General features: G+C 71.2%; 13 protein-coding genes and 1 tRNA gene. 9 read left to right on the top strand and 5 right to left on the bottom strand.

The genetic code is table 11. The annotated features are described in order from the left end of the window. Window positions 1-30 precede the first annotated feature (30 nt). Window positions 31-1,818, bottom strand: a complete 1,788-nt coding sequence (locus ACFZAT_RS27605) for a 2-isopropylmalate synthase (protein WP_391268264.1) — start codon at window positions 1,816-1,818, stop codon at window positions 31-33. 166 nt (window positions 1,819-1,984) lie between these two features. Here ACFZAT_RS27605 and ACFZAT_RS27600 point away from each other — a divergent pair, with 166 nt between their 5' ends. From ACFZAT_RS27600 to ACFZAT_RS27565, 8 genes are all read left to right on the top strand, one after another. Further along, entirely contained in the window at window positions 1,985-2,689 is a 705-nt protein-coding gene (locus ACFZAT_RS27600; RefSeq protein ID WP_391268263.1) for an FCD domain-containing protein, read from the top strand. Between the two features lie 527 nt (window positions 2,690-3,216). Further along, window positions 3,217-4,542 (top strand): extracellular solute-binding protein, encoded by a 1,326-nt coding sequence (locus tag ACFZAT_RS27595; protein ID WP_391268262.1) that lies wholly within the window; start codon window positions 3,217-3,219, stop codon window positions 4,540-4,542. A 165-nt stretch (window positions 4,543-4,707) separates the two neighbouring features. After that, the gene (locus ACFZAT_RS27590) at window positions 4,708-5,706 is read left to right on the top strand and encodes an ABC transporter permease subunit (RefSeq protein WP_391268261.1); all 999 of its coding nucleotides are present in this window, start codon (window positions 4,708-4,710) and stop codon (window positions 5,704-5,706) included. 16 nt (window positions 5,707-5,722) lie between these two features. Continuing rightward, window positions 5,723-6,643: an ABC transporter permease subunit gene (locus ACFZAT_RS27585; protein ID WP_391268260.1), complete on the top strand. Its 921-nt coding sequence runs from the start codon at window positions 5,723-5,725 to the stop codon at window positions 6,641-6,643. Window positions 6,644-6,766: 123 nt separating this feature from the next. Next, window positions 6,767-8,233: a GH1 family beta-glucosidase gene (locus ACFZAT_RS27580; protein ID WP_391268259.1), complete on the top strand. Its 1,467-nt coding sequence runs from the start codon at window positions 6,767-6,769 to the stop codon at window positions 8,231-8,233. Between the two features lie 246 nt (window positions 8,234-8,479). Continuing rightward, entirely contained in the window at window positions 8,480-9,511 is a 1,032-nt protein-coding gene (locus tag ACFZAT_RS27575; protein ID WP_026171869.1) for a LacI family DNA-binding transcriptional regulator, read from the top strand. Between the two features lie 57 nt (window positions 9,512-9,568). Then, window positions 9,569-10,147 carry a hypothetical protein gene (locus ACFZAT_RS27570; protein ID WP_391268258.1) on the top strand — a complete coding sequence of 193 codons (579 nt, stop codon included), beginning with the start codon at window positions 9,569-9,571 and terminating at the stop codon, window positions 10,145-10,147. Between the two features lie 34 nt (window positions 10,148-10,181). After that, complete coding sequence (locus tag ACFZAT_RS27565) at window positions 10,182-10,388, top strand: DUF397 domain-containing protein (protein ID WP_391268257.1); 207 nt, start codon at window positions 10,182-10,184, stop codon at window positions 10,386-10,388. Here the strand turns inward: ACFZAT_RS27565 and ACFZAT_RS27560 are convergent. Further along, window positions 10,349-10,780: a MarR family transcriptional regulator gene (locus tag ACFZAT_RS27560; RefSeq protein WP_391268256.1), complete on the bottom strand. Its 432-nt coding sequence runs from the start codon at window positions 10,778-10,780 to the stop codon at window positions 10,349-10,351. The genes ACFZAT_RS27565 and ACFZAT_RS27560 overlap by 40 nt on opposite strands. 107 nt (window positions 10,781-10,887) lie before the next feature. On the opposite strand from ACFZAT_RS27560, the gene ACFZAT_RS27555 reads away from it, so the two are divergent. After that, complete coding sequence (locus tag ACFZAT_RS27555; RefSeq protein ID WP_391268255.1) at window positions 10,888-11,712, top strand: MBL fold metallo-hydrolase; 825 nt, start codon at window positions 10,888-10,890, stop codon at window positions 11,710-11,712. Window positions 11,713-11,769: 57 nt separating this feature from the next. On the opposite strand, the gene ACFZAT_RS27550 is transcribed toward ACFZAT_RS27555, so the two are convergent. The 3 genes from ACFZAT_RS27550 to ACFZAT_RS27540 form a co-directional block, all read right to left on the bottom strand. Next, window positions 11,770-11,842: transfer RNA gene (locus ACFZAT_RS27550), tRNA-His, on the bottom strand. Between the two features lie 115 nt (window positions 11,843-11,957). Next, the gene (orn, locus tag ACFZAT_RS27545) at window positions 11,958-12,560 is read right to left on the bottom strand and encodes an oligoribonuclease (protein ID WP_391268254.1); all 603 of its coding nucleotides are present in this window, start codon (window positions 12,558-12,560) and stop codon (window positions 11,958-11,960) included. Between the two features lie 10 nt (window positions 12,561-12,570). Then, complete coding sequence (locus ACFZAT_RS27540) at window positions 12,571-13,773, bottom strand: helix-turn-helix domain-containing protein (protein ID WP_391268253.1); 1,203 nt, start codon at window positions 13,771-13,773, stop codon at window positions 12,571-12,573. Window positions 13,774-13,838 lie beyond the last annotated feature (65 nt).

The raw sequence follows: 13,838 nt of genomic DNA, 5'->3' as shown, positions 1-13,838 counted from the left end.
GGCCGGGGGCGCACTCCTTCCCGCGATCCGCTACCCGCGCGCCCGGTTCACCGCCGACAGCACCGCCGCCACGGACGCGGCCACGCCCGAGGCGTCCCGGCCCGCGCCCCAGCACTCCTCGCCGCCGGTCCGGCAGCGCGCGTACGCGGTCGTCGTCCCGGCCCCGTCCGGGTGCTGCTCCGACAGTTCGAGGACGGCCACCGCCACCCCGGCCGCCGCCAGCGCGTCCGCGAACGCCGTGACCGGGCCGGTGCCCGTCCCCTCGTAATCGCCCTCCCGGTCGTCCACGCGCAGAGTGCAGACGAAGCGGTGCTCACCGGCCGGGCCGGTCTGCGCCGACCAGGAGGTGAGGGCGACCCCGCCGTCCCGCCCGGGGACCAGATACGCCGCCTCGAAGAGGTTCCACAGGTCCTTCCCGGTGGCCTCCGCGCCGCTGTCGTCGGTCGCCTCCTGGACGGTACGGGAGAACTCCGCCCGCATCCCGGCGGGCAGGTCCACCCCGTGGCCGGTGCGCAGCAGATGCGCGATCCCGCCCTTGCCCGACTGCGAGTTGACCCGGATGACGGCCTCGTACGTACGCCCCACATCGGCCGGGTCGATCGGCAGGTACGGCACCTCCCACAGCTCCGAGGCGCTGTCCGCGCGGCGGGCGAAGCCCTTGCTGATGGCGTCCTGGTGGGTGCCGGAGAACGCGGTGTACACCAGGTCCCCGCCGTACGGATGGCGCGGCGGCACCGGCAGCCGGTTGCAGTGCTCGACCGTGCGGCGGATCTCGTCGATGTCCGAGAAGTCGATCATCGGGTCGACGCCCTGGGCGTGCAGATTGAGCGCCAGGTTGACCAGGTCGACGTTGCCGGTGCGCTCCCCGTTGCCGAACAGGCAGCCCTCCACCCGCTGGGCGCCCGCCAGCACCGCCAGCTCCGCGCAGGCCACGCCCGTGCCCCGGTCGTTGTGCGGGTGCACAGAGAGGATCACCGAGTCCCGCCGGGTCAGATGGCGGTGCATGTACTCGATCTGGTCCGCGTAGACGTTGGGCGTCGCGATCTCGACGGTGGCCGGCAGATTGTGGACGACCGGCCGGTCCGGCGAGGCGTCCCACAGCTCGGTGAGGCTGTCGCAGATCTCCAGGATGTAGTCGGGCTCGGTCAGGTTGAAGACCTCGGGCGAGAACTGGAACCGGATGTCCGCGCCCGGCCTGGCCCGCGCCAGCCGGTCCATCCGCCGGGCCGCGTCCAGCACCACGCCGTGCACCTCGGTCCGGTCGCGGCCCAGGACCACCTCGCGCCAGACGGGGGCGGTCGCGATGTAGAGGTGGACGACGACGCGGTCCAGGCCCGCCACGGACTCGAAGGTCCGGTCGATCAGGTCGGCCCGGGCGGGGGTGAAGACGACCACGGTGACGTCGTCGGGGACCGCGCCGCTCGTCGCCAGGTGGCGTACGAACTCGAAGTCGGTGCGGCTCGCGGACGGGTAGCCGACCTCGATCTCCTTGAAGCCCATCGCCACCAGCAGGTCGAACATCCGCCGCTTGCGCGGGGTGTCCATCGGCTCCGCCAGTGCCTGGTTGCCGTCCCGCAGGTCGACCGGCACCCACAGCGGGGCGCGTTCGATACGGGCCTGCGGCCAGCTCCGCCCGGTCACCGGGACCGCGACCCGGTCGAACGCGGAGCGGTAGCGGTGCGAGGGCATGGAGCTGGAGCGCTGCGGGTTCCAGCGGGGCGCCGCCTGGGGGACCGGGCCGCGCGGCGTGCAGATGGTGGGGAAGCTGTGCATCGGGGACCGGGCGTCGGACGTGGCCGCGGACATGGGCTCGGGCATGAACGGTGTCTCTTCTCGCATCGCCGGATGCGACCGGCCCAGCACGGCACCCCGCGGCGGGGTGCCGATCGCTTCAGGCCCCGCCGCGGCAGCCGAGAAGGAGGAGACCGCGGTACGTCATGGGCGGTACAGTAACCAGAACGCAACCCCTCAGACAACCTGACAGGTGAACGACGTGTCCCGGCTCGGCCCCCTCCGCCCCAGTCCCCTCGTAGAGCAGGCGACCAGTCATCTGCGCACGCAGATCACCGAAGGGCACTGGCCGGTCGGCACGAAGCTCCCGGGCGAGACGACCCTCGCCCGCGAACTGGGTGTGGGCCGCTCCACGGTCCGCGAGGCGGTCCGCACGCTCGCCACGCTCGGGCTCCTCCAGTCCCGCCAGGGCGCCGGCGTCTTCGTCGTCGCGGACCACGTCACGGAGGACTGGCCGGTACGGCTGCGCCGGGCATCGGTCACCGATGTCTACGAGGTGCGCATGCTCATCGAGGTGCAGGCCGCCCGCCTCGCGGCCCGCCGCCGCACCGACGAGGACCTGACCGCCCTCGACGCGGCGCTCACGGCCCGGCTCAAGGCGGGCGCGGGTGTCGACGACGCGGACTTCGTGGACGCGGACATCGCGGTGCACCGGGCGGTCGTGGCCGCCGCGCACAACCCGGTCCTCACCGACCTCTTCGCCGAGTTCGTCCCGGCCCTCCGCCAGGGCCTCATCGACCTCGTGGACCTCCTGGGGCTGCGCCGCCAGGACCCCCACCACGGCCACGCCGGCCACCGCGCCCTGGTCACCGCCATCGTCTCGGGCGACCCGGAGCGGGCGGCCCGGGCGGCCCAGGAGGAACTGGAAGCGACGCTGTCCCGGCTGCGCGGGGCGTGACGCCGGAGCGCTCCCGCTCCGCCACCATCCGGACCCCGGCTTCGGGCAAAGAACGCGCGGGTCCTGATCCACGCCCCCTCCGCGCCATGGCCCGTTCACTTCCCGGCGGGGTCCCCGGACCTCCGGCGGCCTGTTTCCGGGCCGTGCCAAAAAACCGGCACCACAGCCGGTTTTTCGCGGAGGCCCAGTCAAGATCCACTGTCAACCCACCGTCCACCTGCGGGAATTCGGAATCGCGTCGCGCGCCGCAGCGCGGCGGACCGCTTTGGCAAGCCTTCGGCCGGACACGGTCTCGTGACTTGCAGGACACGCTCGCGCAACGGAAGCGTCTTCAACTCTTGACACCCACCCCCCGAAGGCAGCAATCTTCCGACATCGACGCATGGGAGCGCTCCCACATCACACGGGGTTTTCCCCGGGTGAACGGCACTGCCCGTGTACTCCCCCCGAACCCATCCGGCACCCGCACTCACCAGCGCGTATGCCACGCAGTGAGCCAGTCCCACCCTGGAACAAGGAGTAGTGGAATGCGTATCACCCGCACCGTCGCCGGCCGCGGCCGCAGAGTCGCGGTCCTGGCCACCACGGGCCTGACCGCTTCGGCGCTGCTGCTGACCGGCTGCAGCAGCGACGACTCCGATTCGAACGAGTCCTCCGACGCGAACGGGAAGATCACGCTGACCGTCGCCGACTTCGGCCAGTTCGGCTACAAGGAAGCCGGTCTCTTCGCCAAGTACCACGAGCTGCACCCGAACATCACGGTGAAGGAAGACACCACCGCCGATGAGAAGGTCTACTACCCGAAGCTGCTCCAGCAGCTGAACTCGGGCAGCGGCCTCGCCGACGTCCAGGGGCTCGAGGTCGGCCGCATCAAGGAGCTCGTCGACACCAAGGCGGACCAGTTCGCCGACCTGAGCAAGGTCATCGACGTCAACGAGTTCGTGTCGTGGAAGGAGAAGCAGGCCACCACGGCCGACGGCAAGGTGATCGGCGCGGGTACCGACATCGGCCCGATGTCGCTCTGCTACAACACCGAGCTGTTCAAGAAGGCCGGTCTGCCGACCGACCGCAAGGAGGTCGCCGCCAAGATCGCCGGCGGCTGGGAGGACTACCTCAAGCTCGGTGAGGAGTTCAAGAAGAAGGCCCCCGCGGGCACGTACTTCATGGACTCCGCCAGCGCCATGTACAACGCCGTCGTCAGCTCCAACGCGAAGCAGTACTACGACGAGAGCGGCAAAGCGATCTACAAGGACAGCCCCAGCGTCCAGCAGGGCTGGAACCTGGCGGCCGAGGCCGCGGACAAGAAGCTGACCCAGGGCCTGGCCCAGTTCAGCGACCCGTGGAAGGCCGCGCTCCGCAAGAGCACCATGGCCACCGTGGTCTGCCCCGCCTGGATGGCCGGCCAGATCTCCGTGAACGCCGGTGACGCCAACAAGGGCAAGTGGGACATCACCACCGCCCCCGGCACCACCGCGGCCAACTGGGGCGGCTCCTTCCTCGGCGTCCCGAAGTCCGGCAAGAACGTCGACGAGGCCGCCAAGCTCGTCAAGTGGCTGACCGCCCCCGAGCAGCAGGCCGCCGTCTTCAAGGCGATCGGTTCCTTCCCGTCCAACAAGGGCGCGTATGACCTGCCCGACGTGAAGACCGCGACCCTGCCGTACTTCAACGACGCCCCGATCGGCCAGATCTACGCCGACGAGGCCAAGTCGATCCCCGAGACGATCCTCGGCCCGAAGGACGCGGCCATCAAGGACACCATCTCCACCCAGATCAACAACATGGAGCAGCGCGGCACCAAGCCGGACGCCGCGTGGGAGGCGGCCACCAAGTCCATCGACAAGGTGATCGGCTGACGTTCGCCAGGGCGTGTCCGGCCTCCTGACCTGCCGGACCCGCCCGGGCGCGGGCGGCCCCTCCCCGGGCCGCCCGCACCCGCGTGTTCCTGAGGGGTGCGGCGCAACGGCCCAGCCATCCCCGTACCCGGGTAACTCAAGCAATCCAGGGAAGGACTCCCGCTCGTGGCCACCTCGACTCCCACCCGGGACGCATACGCGCCGCCACCCCGCGGCTCCCAGCGCAAACCGGTGGACGCCCGCCGGCAGACCTGGCGCAGCCGGATCTGGCGGTTCGACGACAAGGCGTCGCCGTACGCCTACATAGCCCCGTTCTTCCTCGTCTTCGGCGCCTTCGGGCTCTACCCGCTGCTCTACACCGGCTGGATCGCCCTGCACCGGGTCGAGATGACCGGCATGGACCAGATGGAGTGGGTCGGCTGGGAGAACTTCGACAAGATCCTGCACGACTCCGAGTTCTGGACGGCGGTCGCCAACACCTTCCTGATCGGCGTCATCTCGGTCGTCCCGCAGCTGCTCGTCGCGCTCGGCCTGGCCCACCTGCTCAACTACAAGCTGCGGGCCAGCACCTTCTGGCGCACGGTCATCCTCACCCCGTACGCCACCTCCGTGGCCTCCGCCGCCCTAGTCTTCGCCCTGGTGTTCCGGGCCGACGGAGGTCTGCTCAACTGGGTGCTGCACTTCGTCGGGCTCGGCGACACCAACTGGGCCAACGGCCACTGGACGTCCAAGATCGCTATCGCGGTGATCGTGATCTGGCGCTGGACCGGCTACAACGCCCTGATCTACCTCGCCGCGATGCAGGCCGTGCCGTCCGACCTGTACGAGGCGGCCTCGCTCGACGGCGCCTCGCGCTGGCAGCAGTTCCGCAAGGTGACCATCCCGTCGCTCCGGCCCACGATCCTCTTCACGATCGTCATCTCGACCATCGGATCGATGCAGCTGTTCGGTGAGCCCCTGCTGCTCGAAGGCGGCACCCTCGGCCAGACCGGCGGCAACGAGAATCAGTACGAGACCCTCAGCGTCTACCTCTACAACTACGGCTGGAACCTGGGGCACCTCGGTCCGGCCGCCGCAGTGGCCTGGGCGATGCTCGCCCTCCTGCTGATCATCGCCGCGGTCAACTGGCTCATCGGCCGCTTCGTACGCAAATCCGCGGTCTGACCGGGAGCGATATCCAATGACCATCACCAGCCCCACCAAAGTCTCGGAGCCCGTCCTCCCGGCGCGTTCCGTCCACCGCGCACCGAAGCGTCCCAGCCGCTTCAGGCCCGGTGCCGGGCAGCAGCTGAAGGGCGGCCCGTTCGCCTACATCGCGCTGGCCGTCATCGGCATCGGCTCGCTGCTGCCGCTGTACTGGACCCTCGTGGCCGCGTCCCACACCCAGGACGAGGTGCTGGCCACCACCCCGCCGTTCCTGCCGGGCGGCCGCCTCTTCCACAACCTCGACGCCGCGTGGAACCAGGCCCACCTGGGCAAGGCGATCGTCAACAGCGTCATCGTGGCCGGCTGCATCACCGTGGCGACGCTCTTCTTCTGCACCCTGGCCGGCTACGCCTTCGCCAAGATGCGCTTCCGCGGCCGGAACATCCTGATGACCGGCGTCATTCTGACCCTGACGATCCCGCCGCAGCTCAGCGTCGTCCCGCTGTTCATGATGATGTCCGACATCGGCTGGGGCGGGGACCTGGAAGCGGTGATCTTCCCGACCCTGGTCAGCGCCTTCGGTGTGTTCTTCATGCGCCAGTACCTCATGGAGGCACTGCCGTACGAGCTGATCGAGGCCGCGAAGATCGACGGCGCGAACAACTTCCGCATCGTGCTGAGCGTGGTGCTGCCGGTGGCCCGCCCCGCGATGATGGTGCTCGGCATGCTCACCTTCGTCCAGGCGTGGAACGACTTCTTCTGGCCCTACCTCGCCCTGAACCAGCAGAACCCCACCCTTCAGGTGGCCCTCGGCCAGCTCAGTGCCTCGTACACCCCCGACACGAGCATCGTGATGGCCGGCGCGCTGATCAGCACCCTGCCGCTGCTCGTCGTGTTCGTGATCTTCGGCAAGCAGATCGTCGGCGGCATCATGTCCGGCGCCGTCAAGGGCTGACCACCCGCTCGCCGCTGCTGTGTCACGGAGCCGTACGGTCCCGCCCGCCCCGTGGACCGTGCGGGCTCCGTAGCCCCACCCCGTCAACGCCCCTGTCCTTCACACCCCTGGGAGCGCTCCCGCATGACTGCCGTACGACCTGACATCGCCCCGAAGCCGGCGCCCGAGGTCACCACCACGTTCCCGACGGGCTTCGTCTGGGGAGCGGCCACCGCCGCCTACCAGGTCGAGGGTGCCGCCGCCGAGGACGGGCGCACGCCCTCCATCTGGGACACCTTCAGCCGCACCCCCGGCAAGGTCCGCAACGGCGACACCGGCGACATCGCCGCCGACCACTACCACCGCTACCGCGACGACGTGGCCCTGATGAAGCAGCTGGGGCTGAAGGCGTACCGCTTCTCCATCTCCTGGTCCCGGGTCCAGCCCACCGGCCGCGGCCCCGCCGTCCAGCGCGGGCTCGACTTCTACCGCAAGCTGGTCGACGAACTCCTCGAAGCCGGCATCAAGCCCGTCGCCACCCTCTACCACTGGGACCTGCCCCAGGAGCTGGAGGACGCGGGCGGCTGGCCGGAGCGCGCCACCGCCGAGCGGTTCGCGGACTACACCGCGATCATGGCCGGCGCGCTCGGCGACCGCGTCGGTATGTGGACCACCTTCAACGAGCCGTGGTGCTCGGCCTTCCTCGGCTACGGCTCCGGGGTGCACGCCCCCGGCCGCACCGAGGCGGCCTCCGCCCTGCGGGCCGCCCACCACCTCAACCTCGCCCATGGCCGGGCGATCGAGGTTCTGCGCGGGCAACTCCCCGCTGCCGCGCAGACCTCGGTCACCCTCAACCTCCACCAGGTGCGCCCGCTGACGCCGAGCCCCGAGGACGCGGACGCCGCCCGCCGTATCGACGCGGTCGGCAACCGGGTCTTCACCGGCCCGATGCTGCACGGCGCCTACCCGGAGGACCTGCTCGCGGACACCGCGAACGTGGTGGACTGGTCGAAGCTGGTCCGGGACGGCGACCTGGAGGCCATCGCGCGCCCGGTCGACGTCCTCGGCATCAACTACTACACGCCGACCCTGGTCTCGACGCCCGCCGAGGGCGCCGGCGACACCCGCAACGACGGCCACGGCGCGAGCGACTACTCGCCCTGGCCCGGCTCCGAGCACGTCGCCTTCCACCTCGCCGACGGCAAGCCGACCACCGCCATGAACTGGTCGATCGATCCCAACGGGCTCTACAACCTGCTCATGGACGTCACCCGCGAGCACCCCGGCATCCCGCTCATGGTCACCGAGAACGGCGCCGCCTTCGACGACTACGTCTCGCCCGAGGGACGGGTCCAGGACCCCGAGCGCATCGCCTACCTGCACGGACACCTCGACGCCGTGCAGCGCGCGGTGGCCGACGGCGCGGACGTGCGCGGCTACTTCCTCTGGTCGCTGATGGACAACTTCGAGTGGGCGTACGGCTATTCGAAGCGGTTCGGCGCGGTGTACGTGGACTACGCGTCCCAGCGCCGCATCCCGAAGGCGAGCGCCCACTGGTACGCCGACGTGATCCGACGCCACGCCCTCCCGCCGCAGGAGGACCGCGCCTGATCCGCTCCGGTACGCCCTGTTCCGTACCGCTGCCTTTCCCCCGAGACCCGGCACCCCTTGCCGGGTCTCGGCCCATTCGCCCCCCCGGCCTGTGCGTTCCGCTTGACCACGCGCGTAGAGTGGGAGCGCTCCCACGCAGGGGGCGGGGGAGCGGCCGACCGGTCCCGCAGAGTGTCAAGGGAACCAACGCCAGGACTTGGTTTGGTTATCCGACTGTGAGAAATTGACCGCGAACGGGAGGCAGCCATGACGGCAGCGCGAGTACGGAGCGGGGGCCGGCCCACGCTCGAAGAGGTCGCGGCGCGGGCGGGGGTCGGGCGGGGCACGGCCTCGCGCGTCATCAACGGATCGCCCCGGGTCAGCGCCCACACCAGGGAGGCGGTCGAGGCCGCCGTCGCCGAGCTGGGTTACGTGCCCAACCGCGCGGCCCGCGCGCTGGCCGGCAACCGCACGGACGCCATCGCGCTCGTGGTGCCCGAATCGGAGAGCCGCTTCTTCGCGGAGCCGTACTTCTCCGACATCGTGCGCGGGGTCGGTGCCGCCCTCGCCGATACGGAGATGCAGCTGCTGCTCACCCTCGTCGGCAGCGACCGCGAGCGCCGCCGGCTCGCGCAGTACCTCACCGCGCACCGCGTGGACGGCGTGCTGCTGGTCTCCGTGCACGCCGACGACCCGCTGCCCGACCTGCTCGAACAGCTCGGCATGCCCGCCGTGATGAACGGGCGCAGATCCGCCGCCGAGTCCCTCTCCTCCGTCGACTCCGACAACTTCGAGGGCGCCCGCAGCGCCGTGGAACACCTCGCCTCGCGCGGCCGCCGCTCCATCGCCACGATCACCGGCCGGCTCGACGTATACGCCTCCCAGAGCCGCCTGGACGGATACCGCCAGGCCGTCCGCGACGCGGGACTGGAGCCCGACGAGCGGCTGATCGCCCCCGCCGACTTCTCCGAGGAGGGCGGCGCCCGTGCCATGCGCGACCTGCTCGCCCGCCGCCCCGACGTGGACGCGGTCTTCGCCGCCTCCGATGTGATGGCCGCCGGTGCCCGCCAGGTCCTGCGCGAGGCCGGCCGCCGCATCCCGGACGACGTCGCCCTCATCGGCTTCGACGACTCGGCCGTGGCCCGCCACATGGACCCGGCCCTCACCAGCGTGCGCCAGCCGATCGAGGAGATGGGCCGCACCATGACCCGGGTCCTGCTCGACATGATCGCGGGCGAGAACGCGGACCGGGCGCAGATCGTGCTGCCGACCGAGCTGGTGGTCCGCGACTCCTCGTGAGCCCGGGGTTGCCGCAACTCGGGCCCCCTGGCGCGCACTTCGAGTAGCTTCGGAGGCGTGGACCCTTCTCTGACCGCTCTGATCGTCGCCGTGGTGGGCGTGGCGGGCACCCTGGTGTCCGGCGTGATGGCGCACCGGGGCGCCCTGAGGGCCAAGACGGTGGAGCTCGACCGCGCGGAGCGGCTGCGCCGGGAGGAGCTGCTGGCGGACGAACGCCGCGAGAACCTTGCCGTGCGGCGCGCCTCCTACGCGGTGTTCAACCAGCGCCTGCGGCAGTTCCACTCCGTCCTGTCGAAGGACTACTTCGCCCTCGCCGCCGGGGAGGCGCACCCCGAACGGGGCCGGGAGCGGGAGGAGCCCCGCCGCGTCCTGCGCGATGTGTACGCCGAGGCGCAGATGGTGATCAGCGACGAGGTGCTGACCGTCGCGGGCGGCGTCGTGCACCAACTGCACCGCATCCACGCCCTGCTGGGCCGGCACGAGCGGGGAGAGGCGGCCGACGAGTCCCTGGAGGACGTAGGGGAACGGCTGGAACGGGCCTCGGAGGGCCTGTACGAGGTGCGGCAGACGATGCGCCGGGACCTCGGGGTCTCGGCGCTTCCGGTTCCCCGGCCCGATGGCTACGGTGCCACGTGACGGGGGCGCCGGACGGCGAGCGGAGGAGCACACCATGAGCTTGCACTGGACCAGGTCCACCTACTGCGACTCGGCGGGCCCCGACTGCGTCGAGGTGGCGCTGCCCCCCGGCCCCGCGGCGGCGGTCCGCCTGCGTGACTCCAAGGCCCCGTCCCTCCCCGCGCTCGCCTTCGCTCCGGACGCGTGGACGGAGTTCGTCGGTCACGTCGGCCGGGCGACCGTCTTCTCCAGCAGTTCCTGAAGGGCGCGCTGCCCTCCCGGGCCGAGCCCGGCCAGCGGTGAGCCCTCGGTGAGGAGTTCCAGGAGCCGTGCGCGTACGCCGGTGCCCTCGGGCGTCAGTACGAGGTGCCGGGCGCGTCGGTCGGTGGGGTGGGGGCGGCGATCGACCAGCCCCCGCTTCTCCAGCTTGTCGACGACGAAGGTGGCGTTGGACGGCTCGCAGCTCATGCGCTCGGCCAGCTCGCGCATGGTCATGGGCCCGGTCATCTCCCGCAGCGCCGTCGCCTGGGCGGCGGTGAGACCGAGGGGGACGGCGCATGTGCGCACGTGATCGGCGATCCGGGCGGCCAGCCCGTTCACCAGTCCGCACAGCTCCCGCTCGGCGGCGGCCTGTGCCTCGGGGGGTGTCGTCATGGACCCACTCTAGCAAGTCCATCAAGCAAGAATAATTACAACTTGAATGTTTCTAGTTCGATGCTTATGGTGGCCCCGCCACACAGCGACGAACGAGGAGCGACGCCATGACGGAACCGAGCACCCTGCGTCTGGGCGACACCACGGTGTCCTTCGTGCGGGACGGGGTGATCCAGGGCCGCCCGACCGCCTGGCTGCCGGACAGCACCGACGCCTTCTGGGCGGCCCACCCGGAGTATCTGGACGCCTCCGGACACCTGGTCGCGAGCGTCGGCGGTCTCCTGGTGGAGCACGGCGGCCGCGCCCTCCTGATCGACGCGGGCTTCGGCCCGCACACGCTCCCGGCGGACCCGGCCACCCCCAACGGCGCCATGCGCGGCGGCGACCTCCCGGCCGGCCTGGCCGCGCTCGGCCGGACCCCGGACAGTATCGAGGCCGTCGCCTTCAGCCACCTCCACCCGGACCACACGGGCTGGGCCACCCACGAACGGCTCTTCGCCCGCGCCGCGTACCTGGTGGCGGAAGCGGAGTGGGTCGCCCGCGAGCCCGGTGACGGCCCGGACGCCCTCGCGCCCCACGTCCGTACGGTCGCCGACGGCCAGGAGATCTTCCCCGGCGTCCGGGTCCGGGTCACCGCCGGACACACCGCGGGCCACACGGAGTTCGTCATCACCGGCGGCGGGAAGCGGCTGATCGCCTTCGGGGACTCGCTGCACTCACCGGTCCAGGTGGACCGGCCCGACTGGTCCTGCGTCTACGACCACGACCCGGCCGGGTCCGCCGCACACCGCCGCCGCCTCGTCGCCGAACTCGCGGAGCCGGGCACGCTCGCCTTCGGCATCCACTTCGCGGACGCGGCCTTCGGCCGGGTCGTACCGGACGGCGACGGACCGGCCTGGCGGCCCCTGGGCGCCGCCGACGGCCTCGCGTAGCGCCGGGAAACGCATCAGCCCCCGACCTGTGAGACAGGTCGGGGGCTGATCCTTCAGGGTGAGTAACGGGACTCGAACCCGCGACATCCTGGACCACAACCAGGTGCTCTACCATCTGAGCTATACCCACCACGCCCGGGCGTTTCCGACCGGCCGAGAAAAAGTGTACAGGGTCCGGGAGGGTGCTCGCGCACTCATTTCCCGGCGGGGGGTCGCGGCCCCCGGAAGGGCCGTGACCAGCGCCTTCAGGCGCGGGGCTGCGAGACCCGCGCGGCCGCCGCCCTCGCCTGCTCGGAGTCCGGGCCGGGCTGCGGGACGAAGACCGCCTCGCGGTAATACCGCAGCTCGGTGATCGAGTCGCGGATGTCGGCGAGCGCCCGGTGGTTGCCGTTCTTCTCCGGGCTGTTGAAGTACGCCCTCGGATACCAGCGGCGGGACAGCTCCTTGATGGAGGAGACGTCCACGATCCGGTAGTGGAGGTAGCCCTCCAGCAGCGGCATGTCCCGGGAGAGGAAACCGCGGTCGGTGCCGACCGAGTTCCCGCACAGGGGCGCCTTGCCCGGCTCCTTCACGTGCTCGCGGACATAGGCGAGGACCTGCTCCTCGGCGTCGGCCAGCGTGGTGCCGCCGGCCAGCTCGTCGAGGAGGCCCGAGGCGGTGTGCATCTGCCGCACCACCTCGGGCATGGTCTCCAGCGCCGCGTCCGGCGGGCGGATCACGATGTCCACCCCTTCGCCGAGCACGTTCAGCTCCGAGTCGGTGACCAGGGCGGCCACCTCGATGAGTGCGTCCTCCGCCAACGAGAGCCCGGTCATCTCGCAGTCGATCCACACCATGCGGTCGTTCATGGGCTCCACCCTACGGGGCGCTCCGCTGCCCGGGCAGGGCCGGGCGCCCCGCGGCGAACACATCGGTGCCCGCCTTCGCGTCCAGCACCGCGGGTGCGGCGCCGGACGGACCGGGGACGGCGGTACGGCGGCTCTGGGCGTTGCCCTGGCTGGGCACCGCCGCCTCCGTCACCATGACCGGCTCCGGCATCCCGCCCTGCGGACGACGGGCCCGGTAGGCGGCCCGGTACGCGGCGGGGGAGGAGCCGAGCTGGCGGCGGAAGTGCCCGCGCAGCGCGACCGGCGAGCGGAAGCCGCAGCGGCCCGCGACCTCGTCCACCGAGTAGTCCGACGTCTCCAGGAGGCGCTGCGCCTGCAGCACCCGCTGGGTGATCAGCCACTGGAGCGGTGCGCTGCCCGTCAGCGAGCGGAACCTCCGGTCGAAGGTCCGCCGGCTCATGTAGGCACGCGCGGCCAGCGTCTCCACGTCGAACTGCTCGTGCAGATGCTCCAGCGCCCAGGCGACGACCTCGGCGAGCGGGTCGGAGCCGATCTCTTCGGGTAAAGACCTGTCGAGGTAGCGCTCCTGACCGCCACTGCGCCGGGGCGGCACGACGAGCCGTCGGGCGAGTGCCCCGGCGGCCTCGGTGCCGTGGTCCGAGCGGACTATGTGCAGACACAGGTCGATGCCGGCCGCCGTCCCGGCGGAGGTCAGCACGTCCCCGTCGTCCACGAACAGTTCGCGTGGGTCGACGTGCACCGACGGATAGCGCTTGGCCAGCGTCGGTGCGTACATCCAGTGGGTGGTGGCCGGGCGGCCGTCCAGCAGCCCGGCGGCGGCGAGCACGAAGGCCCCCGTGCACAGGCCGACGATGCGGGCGCCCTCCTCGTGGGCGCGGCGCAGCGCGTCCAGCGCCTCCATGGGCGGCGGCGAGGTGATCGAGCGCCAGGCGGGCACCACGACGGTGCCGGCCCTGCTGATCGCCTCCAGCCCGTAGGGCGCGGTCAGTTCGAGTCCTCCGGTGGTGCGCAGCGGTCCCTCTTCACCGCTGCACACGAGCAACCGGTAGCGCGGAACTCCCGCGTCCTGGCGGTCGATTCCGAACACCGACAGCGGGATGGAGCTCTCGAAGATGGGGCCACCGCTGAAGAGCAGGACGGCGACGACTTCCCGGCGTCGTCTTCCGCCCAGCTTCCTAACAGTCTCCGTTGCGGTGGCGGAGTCCTGGCTCATGACGCTAAGCCCCCCTCGGTGTTCGCGTCTTCCTGGTCCTGACGGGCCTGTCGCACCTGCACATG

The sequence above is a fragment of the Streptomyces sp. NPDC008163 genome (assembly GCF_042956885.1).
GTDB lineage: Bacteria > Actinomycetota > Actinomycetes > Streptomycetales > Streptomycetaceae > Streptomyces > Streptomyces drozdowiczii_A.
The sequence above is the reverse complement of the archived record's forward strand: the minus strand, read 5'-3'. Positions and strand labels throughout refer to the sequence as shown.